Genomic DNA, 16,341 nt, shown 5'->3' with positions numbered 1-16,341 from the left:
CAAGGTCATCTGGATCTACCTCAGAGGGTCACCCTGGGTGTCGTTCTAAAAGATCTGCACCCAGCGGCAAGTGATGTTCTTGCGAATGTTGCCACGCCAGCACTCCGGATGCGGGCCCGCTCGAGCCCACCCATCATTTCGCCGAACGCACGATCCGCTTCGGTGTCCTTCGGCGCCAAAGAAGCCAAGGCACGAAATTGAAAGAGCAACACCCCGACCTCGACTGGATCAATTGAGTATTTCAATGCGGATAAGCCATAATAATATTTGTTCTATCGCTTTCACAGGAGAAAACGATCTTTATCGGGTATCCGTGCCCGCTGAATTTCGTTTCACTGGGGATCCTTCGGGTTAAAGGGCCGTATCGATTTTTTCCGGGTGGTCTTGGATCCAGTTCAGGAGGCGCTCCAGCAGCGTTTCGATGTCGGCGGCGCGGTGGGCGCATAGGTCGTAGAGTTCCTCCACGCCGACTTCATGGTAGAAATGCACGAGCCGATTGCGATAGCCGGCCAGTTGCCGCAGCCGGCGGGCTTCTTCCGCCCGAAGGACCTGCGAGCGTTCCAGTTCGCGGGCCATTTCCTTGTATTCGGTCGGTGCGACCGCAAACCCCTTGGCCAGCAGGTGGCGCCCCAGATCCAGCAGCGCTTCGAGAGCCCGGCGCAGGTAGGATTCGGCCGCCGCCGCATTGCGCGGGTCGCCAAGGAAGGCATCAAGGCTTTCCAATGGCAGTGAACGGATCCCGTCGAGCATGTTTCGGATCCACGCCGCCCGTTCCGTGACCACGGTGCGGCGCAGGGCGGTCGGTGTCATCTCGCGCCTTCCTCAAGGATCATCCGCATGCGCTCGCGCTTGAAGGGGGCCAAGTCCGCGGCCCGGCGCAAGACAAACAGCTGGCTGCGGGCCTCTTCGTCGGCATCGGCGCAGTAGAGGAGCTCGCCGCGGACGATCTCCAGCGCCAGGTAAGGGTCCGCTTCCGGCAGAATCACCAGATCGACCCGGGGCGCCGAAAAGAGATCCTCCAGCTCCAAGGTGAGTTCCACCCGGTCCCTGGCCATAAGGCGAACGCCGAAGAAAGGGCGTACGCCGATATCGAGATCGGATCCGGGATCGAAGACCGAGGGATCGGACTGCAGGGCCTCGAGCTGCGACGCCGCCGCTCCGGCCCGGCTGCCGAAGGCGTAGATGTCGGCAATACCATGGCGCCGGGCGATACGCTCAAGCTTCGCGCCGATGGTGGCAGCGGATAGGTGGGGTTCCTTGCGCATGTTCAGGTCTCTCGCTCTGCCGGAGGTCAAGACGTCCGACTTCCAGGTCGGATGGCCGCAAGCAAAATGTCTCACGCAAAGGCGCAAAGGCGCAAAGAGATCTTCTTGTTTCCTCTCGTTCCCAAGCTGGAGCTTGGGAACGAGAGGAAACGGAGCTGATGCGCTTCCTGCTTCAAGGCCATCTGGATCTACCTCATAGGGTCACCCTGGATGTTGTTCTAAAAGATCTGCACCCATATATGATGGGTAAGTCTTATTGTCAATCAAAAATACAAAAATAGAAGGCGAACACCTTGACCCAACTCGCTGTATTCGTTAGCCTAAAAACGTTGAGATGGGTGTCAGCTAAGACTGCATATGATCAAGGCCAACGGAATGATAGAGACGGTGCTACATGCGAAAACGAAATCCTTCAAGGCTCGGTTTTCAGACCTTGACAGTGGCTCCGGGCATCGCTCATGAGGCGCCGGAGTTCGTCGAGAAGGGAGGACAAATCCGTGAATTCCAACATGGAACGTTGCCGCATTGTCGTGACTTTCGGCATGGACGAAGAAGAAAAAGCGTTGTTGTTTAAAACGATGCCGGAAGGGGCATCCTTTTCTTTTCTGAGCGAGCTGAACGACGAAGACAGAAAGAAAGTGCTGCAAACGGCGGATGTGCTTTTTTCCTGGAACCCTCCAAAAGAATTGGCCAAGGATGAATACCCGCTGCTTACGCGGTTGCGCTTCCTGCAGCTTCTTTCGGCTGGTGCTGATCACGTTCCCTTCGACGATATCCCCGAAGGCGTGGTGATCGCAAGCAACGTCGGCGCCTACGCCGAACCGATGGCGGAGCACGTACTGGCCATGGTGCTCGCGCTGGCAAAGCAGCTGCTGAAAAATCACAATAAGCTGGCGCACGGCGAATTCAACCAGTTTGAAATCAATAAGATGGTATCCGGTTCTAAGGTCGCCATTATTGGTTTCGGCGGCATCGGAAAGGCGGCGGCGAAGCTCTTTCGATGTCTGGGATGTAAGATATACGCTATAAACTCAAGCGGCAGGACTCAAGAAGCGGTGGACTTCATCGGGACGCTCAAGGATCTCGACTTCGTTTTAAAGGAATCCGACATCGCCGTCCTTTCCATCGCTCTAAACAAGCGAACGAGCAACCTCATAGGTCGTCATGAGCTCGAGTTGATGAAATCGGACGCCATTTTAGTCAACGTAGCGCGAGCGGCACTCATAGACGAGGCCGCGCTTTTCGAACACCTTGTGAATAACCCTCATTTCAAGGCGGGCATCGACGCCTGGTGGATCGAACCTTTCAGCACGGGCACCTTCAAAATGGATCATCCCTTCTGCGGGCTTCCTAATTTCATCGGTTCGCCGCACAATTCGGCGATGGTTCCCGGTGTCATTGAAAGAGCCGTCGAATCGGCGGCTTTAAATGTTCGTCATTTCATCCAAGATAAGCCGATTCGCGGTATAGTATCCCGCGAACAATATAGATAACGTCTCGTTCGTCGATGAGAGGGGTATAATTCCCCCCAAAAACTGGACAGCCCCTTAAGCTCGGGTATGGTAATAATCGGGGATCAGGAAAGGGGGGATATCCCCTCGTTCCCAAGCTGGAGCTTGGGAACGGCTTCATGGGAATCGAAGCTGGAGCTTCTGCACAGTTGTGTTCCCAAGTTGGAGCTTGGGAACAAGGTGGAAGGGTTTTCCGTGACAGGCGGCGGCGGAGCTGCTATACAAACAGGTCCGCAAAGACGCCGTGATGTTTCGGGGTAAAGGTTTCCCCGATGGAGGAATTCAGCCGCCGTGGAGCGATGAAGGAGGTACCCAAAATGCCGTCTCCGACGCAGCAGACGAAACGGATCCGCAAGGGCAAGGATCGGCCCAACAAGGCCAATCGCAAGGAAGACCGAAAGCGCATGCAAAAGAACCTGGAAATCCTGGCCAAGGCCGCCAAGTAGGACCAGGTTTCCCCTCGGACCCGATCCAAGCGATCAGGAACGGGCGTTCTCGCGATTCCACCCAAGCGACCTCACCCGTAAGCGCCGGGGCGACCCCTATTGCGGGCAAGCGCGCTCCTATTGGAGAGCTTCCCGGCAAGCCTCATTCCAGTTCCATCACTCGGAGTAGGTTGGTGGTTCCGGAAATCTGGAGCGGCAGGCCGGCCGTCAGGATGATCCGGTCGCCCTGTCGGGCGATTTTTTGGGCCACCAGCCAGGATCCCGCCAGGCTGAACATCTCGTCCGTATCGTGGAAATGCCGAACGAGGGACGGGATCACCCCCCAGGACAGGGTGAGCTGCCTGAGGGTTTCGGGCTGGTGGGTGAGCCCGACCAGGGGGCAGGAGGGGCGAAAGCGTGAGATGAGGCGTGCGGTGCTCCCGGAAGCGGTGGATGCGACGATGGCGGCGGCCTGGAGGTCTTCGGCCAGGGCGCAGGCCGCCCGGCTGATGCCGGCCGCAGTCTGGGGCAGCAGTTCCGATGCAGGTTCCTTCAGGAACCGCTCTTTTTCGAGGTGCGGTTCGGTGGCCATGGCGATCCGGTGAAGGGTCTGCACGGATTCGACGGGGTAGGCGCCCATGGCGGTTTCTTCGGACAGCATGAGCGCGTCGGTTCCGTCGAGGATGGCGTTGGCCACGTCGGTGGCTTCCGCCCGGGTCGGCCGCGGGCTCGACACCATGGACCGGAGCATCTGGGTGGCCGTGATGACGGGCTTTGCGGCGCGGCGTGCCGTCTGAATGATTCGCTTCTGAATGATGGGGACTTCTTCCAGGGGGGTTTCCACGCCCAAGTCGCCCCGGGCCACCATGACGCCGTCGACCCCGGCCAGGATGGCTTCGAACCGCTCCAGGGCCTGCGGCTTTTCGATTTTCGCAATGAGAAGGGGAGGGCGCTTGATCGAAGCGAGGATCCGCCGGACGGGTTCCAGGTCGCTTTCGTGGCGGACGAAGGAAAGCGCCACGAAGTCCACCTGTTCTTCGAGTCCCACCGTGAGGTCCTGCCGGTCCTTTCCCGTGAAGGCGGCGATCTGCAGAGGGCTCGACGGCAGGTTCACGCCCTTGTGCGAATGAACCGTTCCGCCCACCAGCACCCGACACTGGACCTTCCCGCCGTTTTTGGCTTCCACTTTCAGTTCCACCAGGCCGTCCGCCATCAGGATGCGGTCGCCCACCTTCACGTCTTCAACCAGATGCGGGTAATGGACCGGAAGATCGTCTCCGTCCGCCCGGTCGCCGGGCACCAGGCTGACGGCCTCTCCCGTCCGGAGTTCCCGTGCCGCGTTTTGGATATGTCCCAGGCGGATCTTGGGGCCGCCGAGATCCTGCAGGACGCCCACATTTCTTTCGCATTCCGCTGCGATGCGCCGCACGGTGCGGATGATTTCCCGATGGCTTTCGTAGTCCCCGTGCGAGAAGTTCAAGCGGGCCACATCCATGCCGGCCAGGACGAGTTCGCGGATGCGCGATTCCGACTGGGACGCCGGCCCGAGCGTGCAGACGATCTTCGTTTTTCTAAAGTCCTTGAAAGCGATCATCGTAGCTTTTCCCCCATTCACCCCTTCACCAAAAGCCCCACAACGTGCATCACGCTGGTCCGCGTGGGGCCGGCGTTCTTCCAAGTCTTCCTTGATCAACCTTGCACGCGGCGGATGGCAAACGCGTGTCGATGCCGTATTTTTTTAAAATATTGAAGCAGTCGGCGAAGCTGGTGGGAAGGAGCACGTCGCCGTCTCGGCTCAGATGGCGACGGACCGCCGCTTCGGGGTCCAACCGCGGCGAGGCCCGCCCGGAAGACCTTTTCCAGCTCCATGCGTGCCGACACGTCCACCTTCAAGACCCCTTGGCGAAGAAGGCGCGATTGGGAACGAACATTTTGCCGGGGTTCAGGATGTTGGCGGGGTCCAGCGCGCGCTTGATCCGCCACATGGCCTCGAAGGCCCCCTCGTCCACTTCCCATTGGAGAAAGGGACTCTTGGTGATGCCGATTCCGTGTTCCCCGGAAAGGGTCCCCCCGAGATCGATCACCGCCCGGAAGAGTTCCTCCACGGCGCGTTCCGCCCGGCGCAGTTCGTCCGCGTCTTTTCGGTCCACCATGATATTCGTGTGGATGTTTCCGTCGCCGGCGTGGCCGAAATTCACGATGACCAGGTCGTACCGAGCCGCCAGGTCCCGGATGGTTCGAATCAGTTCGGGGATGCGGGTCCGAGGGACGGTGACGTCTTCGTTGATCTTCCCTGAACGGATGCGGCCGAGCGCCGGGGAGATGGATCGGCGGGCCTTCCAGAGGCGGTCCCTTTCGGTGTCGGTGCCGGCCCTTTCCACCTGGGTGGCTCCGTGTTCCCGGCAGATGGCTTCCACCCGCGCGGCGTCTTCGTCCACAACCGTATGTCGGCCGTCCACTTCGATCAGAAGGATCGCCTCCGCCTCGGTGGGAAGTCCCAGCTTCAGGTGGTTTTCCACGGCTTCGATGGTGGCCCGGTCCATGAATTCCAGCGTGGAAGGAATGATGCGGGACCGCATCACGGCCGAAACCGTTCGGGCGGCGTCGTCCAGGTCGGGAAAGACCGCCAGGAGGGTCCTCACGGTTTCGGGGGCCGGGATCAGCCGCAGCGTGATCTGGGTGACCACGCCCAAGGTTCCTTCAGAACCGACGAAGAGGCGGGTGAGGTCGTAGCCCACCACGCTTTTGATGGTGCGGGCGCCCGTACGGATGGCGGCGCCTGTAGGAAGGACCACTTCCAGCCCCAGGACGTAGTCGCGGGTGACCCCGTATTTCACGGCGCGCGGTCCGCCGGCTCCCGTGGCCACGTTGCCTCCCAGGGTCGAAAACTGGAGGCTCGCCGGGTCGGGCGGGTAGAAAAGGCCGTGGCGGGCGGCTTCCGCCTGGAGCCGTCCCGTGACCACCCCGGGCTCCACCACGGCCAGCATGTTTTCGGGATCCAGTTCGAGGATGCGGTTCAGGCGGGTGAGGACGAGCACCACGCCGCCCTTTTGAGCCAGCACGCCGCCCACCATGCCGCTTCCCGCGCCGCGTGGAACCACGGGAAACCCGTACCGGACGGCGAGGGCGAGGATCTCGGAAACTTCTTCGGCGGAGGCCGGAAACACCACGGCGTCGGGGACGGCTTCCAGCTTGCTCGCGTCGAAGGCGTAGGTGAAGCGTTCTTCAGCCGAAACCAGAAGATTGGGCTTGCCCACCACGCGTTGAAGGGCTTCAAGAGGCACAGCGTTCATGGAATCCCGGGCGGCCTTGCATGCATAGGCGATGAAAGGGAACGCAAAAGTGACTTGAAAGCTCAGGTACATTGATTATAGGGTGATCGGGCCCTGAGAGCAACCACGCTGTGTTCCGGCCTCCCCGGTGCGGCGCATCTTCCGTGCGCCCGATACCGAACCCGGCTCGAAGCGGTTGTCAGGGCTTTCACCCGAAAAGGCCTTTACCATGCACGACGCGGTCATCCAGGCACTCGAACATGCTCCTCTTCTTCCCGAAACCATGATCCGGCTGATGGAGATCATTGGAAATCCTCGGGCGGAACCCGGGATGCTCGTACGCATTGTCGAAGAGGATCCCGGTCTCGCCCTGCAGGCCCTGCACCTCTGCAACTCCGCCTATTATTCCCTTCCCGTGGAAGTCACCTCCATCCACCACGCCGTCCTGCTTCTCGGCCGGGAAACGGTGGCGGGAATCGCCATGGCGGCCTATCTCCACGGCCTGATCGATTCGCTGGCCCGGTGCCGCTCTTCAAATCTCTGGCTGCAGGGCGCCAAGGACCACTTCCTCGATGTGGCCCGAGCCGCTCAGCGGCTTGCGGCAAAGGCCGTGGACCTCGGCGTCCCCACGGGAACCGCCTTCACCGCCGGGTTGCTCCACGACGTGGGAAAGCTGGTGCTGGCCCGTCTTCCCGAAGCGATGGAACTTCGGGTGCGGGACCTGATGGAACGCCTGGATCTCCCTCTGGTTCAGGCCGAAGAAGAGGCGCTCGGAGCCCACCACGCCTCGGTGGGCTTTCAATTGGCCGAACGATGGGGCATTCCCGAAGTCACGGCGGACGCGATCCTTCACCACCACGATCCGCTGAGGTCCGAAACCGCCGTGGGCCTCCTGGTGTATCTGGCCGACCGGGCCGTGCGGGCCTTGGATGAACCGGGGCTGATCGACGGGTCCTTTAAGGAACCGGCCGATGGATGGGTCCTGAACGAGTGCGGGTTCAGCCGGGACGAGGTGGTGGCATTCACCCGGCAATGGGCGCATGCCGCCGGCAAGCCGCTTCCGTGAAGATGGAGTCGTGGACGGCCATGAAAAAGAGGCTTGCGACCCTCCCGGGACGGACTCGGCTGACCGCGGCGCTGGCGGCCGTGTTCCTTCTTGCGCCCGCTGTGTCAACGGCGACCTACATCGAAAGGGATCATCAGGATCACGGAACGTTTGCGGACGCACGGCAGCGGGCCGCTCCTTCCGCCGGCGGCTCGCTGGTTTTCTACGATAACCTGAACGATCTGCCCGAGGCAGCCGGGCGAGGTCCGCTCCTTCACTGGGAAGCCGACCCGTTTGTCCCCGTCCTCCGCCTGGATCCCAACCCGCCTCTTCGCATGGTGATCCCGCGGCCCGGCGGATCCCTGGACGCCCGGCTGCTGGAAATCCTGTACGCCAACCTCAAGGCCGCAAAAATCCTGGAAGAATACCGGGCCCTCCAGGAGCGCACCCGGGAACTGCTGGCGGGGCTCGTCAGCGAGTCCTCCGTTTCCCGGCGAACCGGGCTGCCGGCGCCGCAGCTTTTGGAAATAGCTGCGGGAAGAACGGGCGGCCCCGGGCCGCTTTCGATAGCCGCCGCCGTGGAGACCCTCCATCGGGAGCAGCGGGCGGTGGCCGGAAGGGGCGCTCTCGGCGCGGCAGGAGAAGACGGCCAGGAAGCCCTTTTCGTTATGGCTCAATCCCTTTCCGGCCGGTCGGAAGCGGCCAGACTGTCTGAGAGCCGCCGTTCCACTGAAGGTCCCGCCCAGGTCTTCGGGGCTTCGGAAGCAGGAAGCGACCGGAGTGCAGGTTCCGGCGAACCGGAAGAAACGGAACGCCTGCGCTCCGCCAACCGAGCGATCGAGGTGCAGCGTCGGCCGCTGGGAGACGCCCCGGCGCTTCCATGGTTTCTCAGTGTGCTCTTGAAAACCGTGAAATTCATCTTTGTGCACAAGCTGGAAATCCTTGCCGCCGTGCTGGCGTCGGCGGCCTTTCTCGTGATCGTGGCCTGCGTCCGGCCGCGCTGAAGACGAAAGCGCCGCACGGAGTCATGCTTCGGGAGCATGCCGGTGCGGGCCGGGAGAGAACGAAGCGTGCTGAACCCCGCCGTCTCATCTGTTGGAACCCCCGGGGCCGGTTCCCGAAAGGGCGACGATTCCGGAAGACCCTCGGCCGCAATGTCGGCGCTGCTGGTATTCCTGGCGTTGGCCGCGGTCGGTTGCTTCGGCGATCCTGAGAGCCGTTTCCGCCGGCTGGATGAAAAGGCCGCCCAGGCGTGTGAACGCGGGGATTTTCCATCGGCTCTGCGAACCTGGCGGAAGGCGCTGGAACTGAAGCCGCAGGCCTGGCACGTCCTGCTGAAGATCGGGCGCTGCCATGAAAAACTCGGCGCCTATCCCGAGGCTCTCGACGCGTTCCGGCAGGCGGTCGGCCTTGCCCCCGAGGCCGCAGAGGCCCGCCGCGACCTGACCCGGCTTCTCATGGCCACGGGAAACCTCCCGGAAGCCTGGCGGAACCTCCAGTGGCTCCTGGAACGCTATGAAGACGACGCCCGGGTGCAGACACTCGCCGGGGATCTGCACGTGCTCGGCGCGTTCTTCAACGAAGCGGCAAAGGCCTATGCCGAGGCGCTCGCCCTGGCCCCGGACGACCCCGCCGCCCGCATCAAGTTGGCTTCCTGCCTGGCTGCCCTGGGGGACATGGAGCGGGCGGAAGAGGTTTTTTCGCGGCTGGAACGGCTGGACCCCGACGACCCGGAACTTCTTTCGCACCTGGCTCATTACTGGGATCTGAGGGGGGATGCGGTCCGGGCGGAGCGCTGCCTGACGGCCGCGGTGCAGAACGCGCCGGGCGACCCGGCCTTTCGGCGGCGCCTGGTCGAGTTCTACCATCGAAAGCAACGTTACGATGAAGCCCTGGACGAACTCCGCCGCCTGCAGCGGCAAACGCCCGGGGTAACAGTCCTTCGAAAGCTGGAAATCGAAATCCTTCTCGCGACATCGCGTTACGGTGAAGCCGAAGAAGTCCTCCAAGGATTAAATCGAGCCGGGCACAAGGACTTGGAACTCAAGCTTTTGGAAGGCAAGCTCCGACTGCTCAAAGACGAGCGGATCGCCGCGGTGAGTGCCTTCGAGACGGTCGTGGACTGGGAGCCCGATCTTCCCGTAGCGCACTATCTCCTGGGACTGGCATATCTCAGGGGAAACCAGGTGCATCTGGCCCGCAAGAGCCTCATTCGGGCTCTCACCCTGGATCATGCCTTCAGCGATGCGGAACTGGTCCTGGCCGGCGTTTTCTACAAGCTGGAAGAATACGACCTGGCGGAACAGCATCTGCGGCGCCTTTGCGAGCGGGAACCGGAAAATGTGAACGCCCAGCTGCTTCTGGGAGCGACGCTGCTGGCTTCAGGACGGCTGCAGGAAGCGAGGACGCGGTTCATGGCCGCCCGCCGACTCGTTCCCGAAGCTCCCGAACCCCTGTTTTTCCTGGCGCTGGAACGTAACGCCTCGGGTCACGCCAAGGAGGCTCGGGAATGCTTCGAAGCGTTTCTCGAACGCCGACCGGTTTCCGCCGACGCCGGCCTGCGGCTTGCCGAGCTTCTCCTTTCGGAAGTCGGCGGCGACGGCGCCGTGCGCACCCTGGAGCAGCTCATCCAGAGGGCTCCGAACAGCGGTTACCTCTACCACGTGCTCGGGGAAACCTGGGCGGCTTCCGGACGGGTGGACGCCGCGAAGGCCGCCTTTATCAAGGCGGTTGAACTGGAGCCGTCCCTGGCCTGCGCTTACGGGAGTATGATCCGGATCGGCGGGGACGACCCGGCGGAAAAGGAGCGTCTTTACCTTCGATGCATCCGGTCGCTCCCCCACTTCACGTCGGCCTACAACGACCTTGCGCTGTTCTACCGCCGACAGGGCCGGATCCAGGACGCCGTGAATGTCCTGGAAGAGGCCCTCAAACGCGATCCCCATTCACCCGTGACGGCCAATAACCTCGCCTGGATGTACCTTGAGGAAGGATTGAACGAAGACCGGGCCCTGGGACTCGCCCAGTCGGCCTTCGACCGGTTTCCGGAAGACCCCGACGTGATGGACACGCTGGCGTGGGCCTACTTCAAGAGGAACCTCTACAGCCGCAGCCTGTGGCTGCTGACGGAAGCCGCCAAGGGAAAGCCCGCGGATCCGACCATCCACTATCACCTGGGCAGAGTGTACCAGGCCAAAGGGGACTGGCGTTCGGCCGAAGCCGCTCTGCGGAAGGCCCTGGAGTCGGAGCTTGACGCGGCGACCAAGCTGGAAGCGACCAAAGCGTTGGCGGAAGTCGAACAGCGGCTTTCGGATGAGCACGTGAGCGGGGGGAGCGCCGGGCCGTTCCCGGACGTTCCTTCCTCGTTTTCATCCGATCCGCTTCGATAGACGGCGGAGGTGAAAAAAGATCCTTGGCCGTGCACCCTCTGTCGAACCGGCTGAGTGCAAGCCGCTTTCCCTCCGGCTCCGGATTAGAGTGAACCACGACACGGGCTGCAATGCTTACCGCTGCTTCCTTCCGGACCTGACGGGGTTCACATCCGCCCGTTGCGCGGTGTCCAATCGGTGCCGAAGGTCACGACGGCCTGTTCAGCGCAGGCCCTCCAGAGGGGATTCAGCCCCGCTGAGCGGATTTCGGGCGACAGGGCACCGCTAACTCCCCGCCTAGCACGACCAAGGCTCATGACCGTTCGCAGTGATCCGTACCTACCAGATTTTCCAGGGAACTTCAACGCCTTTGTCCGGGCGGCCGGGCGGACGGCGCGGGGAGGTCGCAGAGCAGCCTGCAGGCGGGGCCGAGATCGTTCAGGAGTGTCCTGAGGGTCGGTGTGGGTTCGGAGGCGGAAAGATGCCACCATCCGCCGATGTAGGCCACGCGTTCGCCGGGATGCCGGCGAACGACGGCCCTCACCTGGCGCTCCATGTGGCTTTCGCGGGCGGCCCAGCGAGCCGCCCCATTCGAACCCGCGCTCACCGGAAGCAGCCCGCCCCGCGGCTCCGACTCCTCGATGCGCCGCCGCGCCCTGGCATATTCCCTTTCGGCGCCCGCGGCCTGGCTATGGTCGCGCGTCAGGCGAACGAGGTTGTCGTAGGACAGAAGCTCGGGCCACCGCAGAATCTCGCGGCGGCTGAACGACGAATCGTCGATCAGGAAGAGGCTGCCCGCCGTTTCCTTCACGTAGCGAGAGGATGCGCGATATTCGAAGGGGAAATCCACCTGGCGCTGGATGGCTCGAATGTGCGGGTTGGCGAACAGGGACCGCAAGGGGGTCCGGCTTTCGCGGGCGATGCGCCGAAGGGCTTTGAAAAGTCGGCTCTTGAGTTCGCGGCCGTGGGCGGCACGGAACGCCCAACCGAAGACGCTGAGTTCCACCAGTACGAAGGCGGGCCGCAGGGCTTCGAGGGCCCTCACGGTTCTCGGGTAGCCGAGCGGGTCCCGGTGAACGGTCCCGATGAGGTGAAGTTCTGAGGTCACAGCGGGCGGCCTTCAATCGGAATCGTTTCCGGCTACAGGACCCGCAAACCGCTCGCGCCACCACTGCTCGGGGTCGAATACCCTGGCTTCGAGAGCCTTCCGGTGCAGGGGCACCGGGTAGTGTTCGAGGAAGCACTCCAACACGGCGTAGGCCTCGTTCACCCGCTGCATGGCGGCTTCGGCTTCCTCGCGCTCCTCCGGCGGCCTGCGGTCCGGGTGAAGGCTCAGGCTCAAGCTCCGGTAGGCTTTCTTGACGTCCGCGAGGCTGGCTTCTTCGGGCAGTCCCAGCACTTCGCGGGCCTGGAGAAGCCGTTCCACGAGGGGGTTCGAAGGGGCGCGGGCCATGATCGAGCCTTTCAGGTTTCGGTTTCGGGAACCAAGAGGTCCTTTAGCCGGCCGAAGTGCTGGATATGGAAATGGGCCTGAAGGGCCGGGTTCTTGTAAGCGGCGAAGAAAACCCCGGTTGCGCGCGCGAGCTGCTCGTCCACCGGAGAATCGCCGACGAAAAGGATTTCCCGCGGTTCGGCGGAAAACCGATTCATGATGCGCTGCATGCTTTCCGGGTGCGGCTTGGGATGTGTCACGTCCGCCGCGGTCACCAGGTGATCGAAGAACCGCTCCAGGTTGAAATCAGCCAGGAGCTGCCGGGTGGACACGGTCCGGTTGGTGGCAAGCACCACGTGGTAGCGCCCCCTGAGGGCGGCCAGCAGCTCTTCCAGGCCCGGTTCCACCTTCAGGTAACGGTTGAACCGGCTAAAATCGAAACTTTGGCAGTAATCCAAGGCCTTTTCCAGGAGAGGCCCCGGGCCGATGAGGAACGCCAGAGAATCCCTCACCGCGTGCATGTGGATGAACTCCTCCTGTTCGGGCCTGACCGCCGGCCGGCCCACGTGCTCCAGCACGTGGTTGTAGAAATGAACGTTGGCTTCCCTGGAATCGAACAGCACGCCGTCGCAGTCGAAAACCGTCACCTTGATCCGGGAATCAAGCGGCCCCTCGTTCCAGGTCGGCTCGGGGGAGCCCCGGTCGCTGGAGCGGAAAGAGTCCTTCGAAAGATCTCTCGTCATAAGACCACCTCGCCCGTTCCTTCATCTGCTGCAGGTGGCGCCCCCTCACTTTACAAGCGCCGCGTTATGGAATAGAGTCGCCTCTGCCGCGGGACGGCACCGTACCGTGCCCTTCGGGCGGGCCTTGCCGCCCGCCGGATCCGACGCTCGTTCCTTCAAAAAGTTCGCGAGGTTCAACGCATGGACCATCAGTTCGACTTTCTGGTCATCGGAAGCGGCATCGCCGGGCTCACCTTCGCCCTCAAGGCCGCCCGGGATGCCACGGTGGCCATCGTCACCAAAAAGGACAAGCTGGAAACCAGCACCAACTATGCTCAGGGCGGCATCGCTTCCGCCCTGGGTCCCGACGACTCGTTCCAGCTCCACATCGAAGACACCCTGAAGGCCGGAGACGGCCTCTGCCACGAAGACGTGGTGGAAAAGGTGGTCCGTTCCGGGCCGGACCGCATCCGCGACCTGGTGACCTTCGGCGTTGCCTTTTCGAAGAGCCGAACCGATGAGGCCTTCTTCGATCTCGGCCGGGAAGGCGGCCACAGCCGCAACCGGGTCGTCCACGCGGAAGACATGACCGGTCGAGCCATCGAACGGGTCCTCATCGAAGCGGCGGAAGCGAACCCCAACATCCACATCTTCGAAGACCACCTGGCCCTGGACCTCATCGTACAGCACGATTCCCTGCGGCTGGGCACCACTCCGCTTAAACAGCACCAGCAATGCTGGGGCGCCTTCATCTTCGACAGCAAGGCCCGCGAAATCCACACGTTCATGGCTCATGCCACCTTGCTGTGCACCGGCGGCGCCGGAAAGGTCTACCTCTATACCAGCAACCCCGACGTGGCCACCGGCGACGGACTCGCCATGGCCTACCGCGCCGGCGCCCGCCTGGCCAACCTGGAATTCGTCCAATTCCATCCCACCTGCCTCTACCACCCCCAAGCGAAAAACTTCCTGATTTCGGAAGCCGTGCGGGGCGAAGGCGGCCGCCTCATCGACCGCCGCGGCAACGCCTTCATGGAAAAGTACCATCCCATGAAAGACCTGGCCTTCCGGGACGTGGTGGCCCGCGCCATCGATACCGAAATGAAACGAACGGGCGACGACTGCGTCTTCCTGGACATCACCCACCGAGATCCGGCATTTCTCAAGCAACGCTTTCCAAACATCTACAGCAAATGCCTGTCTCTGGGAATCGATATCACCCGGGACCCGATACCGGTCGTCCCCGCGGCCCACTACATGTGCGGCGGGATCGCCACAAATCTCGCCGGTGAAACGTCGCTTCCGAACCTCTACGCCATCGGGGAATGCGCCTGCACCGGGCTTCATGGAGCCAACCGCTTGGCGAGCAATTCGCTGCTGGAGGCGGCCGTCTTCTCCCATGAAGCGGCCCGCTGCTGCACCGAACGCCTGGAAGCATGGCGGCGGCGCCGCTTTCCCGCCGTTTCCGCCGAAGCCTTCCCGTTCGATGCGGCCAACGGCAACCAGAATGAAATGGTTCTGATTTCCCATAACTGGGACGACGTCCGGCGTCTGATGTGGAACTACGTGGGGATCGTTCGAAGGGACAAACGCCTGAGGCTGGCTCAAAAACACATGGCCCAGATCTGGCTCGAAATCCGCGAACACATGCCCAACATCCAGCTCAACAGCGACCTGGTGGAACTGCAGAATCTGGCCCTGGTGGCCGAACTGATCATCCATTGCGCCATCGCGAGGACCGAAAGCCGAGGTCTGCACTACAACCTGGATTACCCTCAAAAAGACGACATCCACTGGCGCAAGGACACTGTCATCCAACGCGGACCCTACGGCGATCCCGTGGTGCAGGGCCTCGCGTGGTGACGGCCGCCGCCCGCCCGTTCAGCCCGCGAGACCGCTTCCCGGCTGTGCCTTAACCGTTTCCGCTTCCAACACCGGTGGGGAATGGTCTTCCAAGAGCGTCCGCGGATGGTGCTCGACCCGCATCGTGAGAACGCCGCCCATGAGGCTGATTTCGTAATTGCGATCCGACAGGTCCACGCGCTGGAGTGTCTCTTTGAACCGCCGGAACTGGGATTTGGCCTTCCGGTAGATGTACATGCATCCGCCCACGCCCACCAAAAAAGTGAAGAGAAACACCCATAGGGGCGTGGCCAGCACCTTTCCGATCGTGATGATGATCGCCATCAGGGCGAACACGAACAGCACCTGCAGCCCGATAATCAGGTAGAGGTAGAAAATGCCCTGCGTGACGGTGGGTCTCTTTTCCGCGTCTTCGGATTTCCTGCGTTTGAAAAGTCGGCTGAACCACATGACGGGAAGTCCTTTCAGTTGCCCTGAGAAGCCTGATCGCCGGTTTGAGTGAGCAGGGTCGGAGCGTCGTCCTTAACGAGTGCCTGGTGCTCGATCCGCAGCTTTTCGATGCGATACTGATGGTCGAGCATCTGTCGTGACAGCCGATAGCGTAAGTAAATCACCCAAATGATGAGGAAGGCCGCAAAACCCGCCGTCGCCAGCAGGAACCACTTGTGGTCCACCAGGAAGGCGGCGGCCACCCGCCCGAAGTCTTCGATGAAATTGGGAACCATCCAGAAAAGGATCAGCCCCAGCACCACCAGCAGGCCGAAGTGCAGGACGGAAACCCGGTGCATGGCGTGGAGCACCGAACCGAAGCGCCCAGCGGTCGCCTCCCCCTGCGGACCGCGTTCCCCCGGGTCGCCCCCATCTTCCCCGTAAAGCAGCGTCATGAACACCTTGACCGCGAAAGCAATCAGGAGAATGAGCCCCATGGGTATTCCGACGGCCGCCGTGAGCCATGCACGAAACGGGAAGGGCCGCTTTTCCGTTTCCACGTGCAACCGATAGCCTTCGAGCGGCCCGAAGGTGCTTTCGAAAACCATCCGTTCGTAACTGGTCAGCGTGCCGCCGGTGGTTTCATAGACCTTCCGCCCTTCGTGGTCCGTCACGATCACGCGGCTCTTTTCGCCGGCCTGGCCGGCCGCGGCCACATAAATGAGCAATTCAAGCAGAAGAAGAGCCAGAACGGCGACGGTCAGGACGATCTTCTGAGAGCGTTTGCCTTCGAAAAGGTCTGCCAAGCGATTGCGCTGAGCCATAACTGCCATACAACAAAGCCAAGAATGTGGAATCCGCCTTAGAGTTCTGTGAGGCTAACATCCGCCTGGGGTGGTGTCAAACGAAACCTGCCGCGGGGAAGCCGCGGCGGGGGAGTGGAGGAAGGGGACGGGGGAGCTGCGGGGGGCCGTTGTGGGAGCGGGGGTGCATAGTATGAGCGGCGGCG

The 16,341-nt window shown here is 62.2% G+C and carries 15 protein-coding genes and 1 other RNA gene; 6 read left to right on the top strand and 10 right to left on the bottom strand.

Features of this window, described 5'->3' with window-relative positions; translation table 11 throughout:
• Positions 1–351: 351 nt before the first annotated feature.
• Entirely contained in the window at positions 352–810 is a 459-nt protein-coding gene (gene hepT / locus FDQ92_RS00410; RefSeq protein WP_137422770.1) for a type VII toxin-antitoxin system HepT family RNase toxin, read from the bottom strand.
• Positions 807–1,265 carry a nucleotidyltransferase domain-containing protein gene (locus FDQ92_RS00405; RefSeq protein ID WP_137422769.1) on the bottom strand — a complete coding sequence of 153 codons (459 nt, stop codon included), beginning with the start codon at positions 1,263–1,265 and terminating at the stop codon, positions 807–809. Before FDQ92_RS00405 ends, hepT begins: the two co-directional genes overlap by 4 nt.
• A gap of 497 nt (positions 1,266–1,762) precedes the next feature.
• Here FDQ92_RS00405 and FDQ92_RS00400 point away from each other — a divergent pair, with 497 nt between their 5' ends.
• On the top strand, positions 1,763–2,758 hold the full coding sequence (locus FDQ92_RS00400) for a 2-hydroxyacid dehydrogenase (protein ID WP_211341311.1): 996 nt from the start codon (positions 1,763–1,765) through the stop codon (positions 2,756–2,758).
• A gap of 335 nt (positions 2,759–3,093) precedes the next feature.
• Entirely contained in the window at positions 3,094–3,222 is a 129-nt protein-coding gene (locus FDQ92_RS15835; RefSeq protein WP_281276829.1) for a hypothetical protein, read from the top strand.
• Between the two features lie 142 nt (positions 3,223–3,364).
• Here FDQ92_RS15835 and pyk read toward each other — a convergent pair whose 3' ends face one another.
• Positions 3,365–4,795, bottom strand: a complete 1,431-nt coding sequence (gene pyk / locus FDQ92_RS00395) for a pyruvate kinase (protein ID WP_137422768.1) — start codon at positions 4,793–4,795, stop codon at positions 3,365–3,367.
• Between the two features lie 295 nt (positions 4,796–5,090).
• A complete protein-coding gene (locus FDQ92_RS00390) occupies positions 5,091–6,494 on the bottom strand; it encodes an FAD-binding oxidoreductase (protein ID WP_137422767.1) in 1,404 nt (467 codons plus the stop codon).
• A 208-nt stretch (positions 6,495–6,702) separates the two neighbouring features.
• On the opposite strand from FDQ92_RS00390, the gene FDQ92_RS00385 reads away from it, so the two are divergent.
• Genes FDQ92_RS00385 through FDQ92_RS00375 form a run of 3 tightly spaced genes read left to right on the top strand, consistent with a single transcriptional unit; the run spans position 6,703 to position 10,907 of the window.
• Entirely contained in the window at positions 6,703–7,539 is an 837-nt protein-coding gene (locus FDQ92_RS00385) for an HDOD domain-containing protein (RefSeq protein ID WP_137422766.1), read from the top strand.
• 20 nt (positions 7,540–7,559) lie between these two features.
• Positions 7,560–8,522, top strand: coding sequence for a hypothetical protein (locus FDQ92_RS00380; RefSeq protein WP_137422765.1), 963 nt, complete (start codon positions 7,560–7,562; stop codon positions 8,520–8,522).
• Positions 8,523–8,564: 42 nt separating this feature from the next.
• Positions 8,565–10,907 carry a tetratricopeptide repeat protein gene (locus FDQ92_RS00375; protein WP_170180115.1) on the top strand — a complete coding sequence of 781 codons (2,343 nt, stop codon included), beginning with the start codon at positions 8,565–8,567 and terminating at the stop codon, positions 10,905–10,907.
• A 27-nt stretch (positions 10,908–10,934) separates the two neighbouring features.
• On the opposite strand, the gene ffs is transcribed toward FDQ92_RS00375, so the two are convergent.
• From ffs to FDQ92_RS00355, 4 genes are all read right to left on the bottom strand, one after another.
• An RNA gene (gene ffs, locus FDQ92_RS00370) (signal recognition particle sRNA large type) lies at positions 10,935–11,192 on the bottom strand.
• A gap of 55 nt (positions 11,193–11,247) precedes the next feature.
• Positions 11,248–11,994, bottom strand: a complete 747-nt coding sequence (locus FDQ92_RS00365; RefSeq protein WP_137422763.1) for a hypothetical protein — start codon at positions 11,992–11,994, stop codon at positions 11,248–11,250.
• 12 nt (positions 11,995–12,006) lie between these two features.
• A complete protein-coding gene (locus tag FDQ92_RS00360) occupies positions 12,007–12,339 on the bottom strand; it encodes a J domain-containing protein (RefSeq protein ID WP_137422762.1) in 333 nt (110 codons plus the stop codon).
• Between the two features lie 11 nt (positions 12,340–12,350).
• A complete protein-coding gene (locus tag FDQ92_RS00355; RefSeq protein ID WP_137422761.1) occupies positions 12,351–13,061 on the bottom strand; it encodes an HAD family hydrolase in 711 nt (236 codons plus the stop codon).
• A 180-nt stretch (positions 13,062–13,241) separates the two neighbouring features.
• Here FDQ92_RS00355 and nadB point away from each other — a divergent pair, with 180 nt between their 5' ends.
• On the top strand, positions 13,242–14,903 hold the full coding sequence (gene nadB, locus FDQ92_RS00350; protein WP_137422760.1) for an L-aspartate oxidase: 1,662 nt from the start codon (positions 13,242–13,244) through the stop codon (positions 14,901–14,903).
• Positions 14,904–14,921: 18 nt separating this feature from the next.
• Here the strand turns inward: nadB and FDQ92_RS00345 are convergent, their stop codons facing one another.
• Entirely contained in the window at positions 14,922–15,353 is a 432-nt protein-coding gene (locus tag FDQ92_RS00345) for a hypothetical protein (protein WP_137422759.1), read from the bottom strand.
• 14 nt (positions 15,354–15,367) lie between these two features.
• Positions 15,368–16,156: a hypothetical protein gene (locus FDQ92_RS00340; protein WP_137422758.1), complete on the bottom strand. Its 789-nt coding sequence runs from the start codon at positions 16,154–16,156 to the stop codon at positions 15,368–15,370.
• Positions 16,157–16,341: the final 185 nt, after the last annotated feature.

Source organism: Desulfoglaeba alkanexedens ALDC, assembly GCF_005377625.1.
Lineage (GTDB): Bacteria > Desulfobacterota > Syntrophobacteria > Syntrophobacterales > DSM-9756 > Desulfoglaeba > Desulfoglaeba alkanexedens.
The sequence above is the reverse complement of the archived record's forward strand: the minus strand, read 5'-3'. Positions and strand labels throughout refer to the sequence as shown.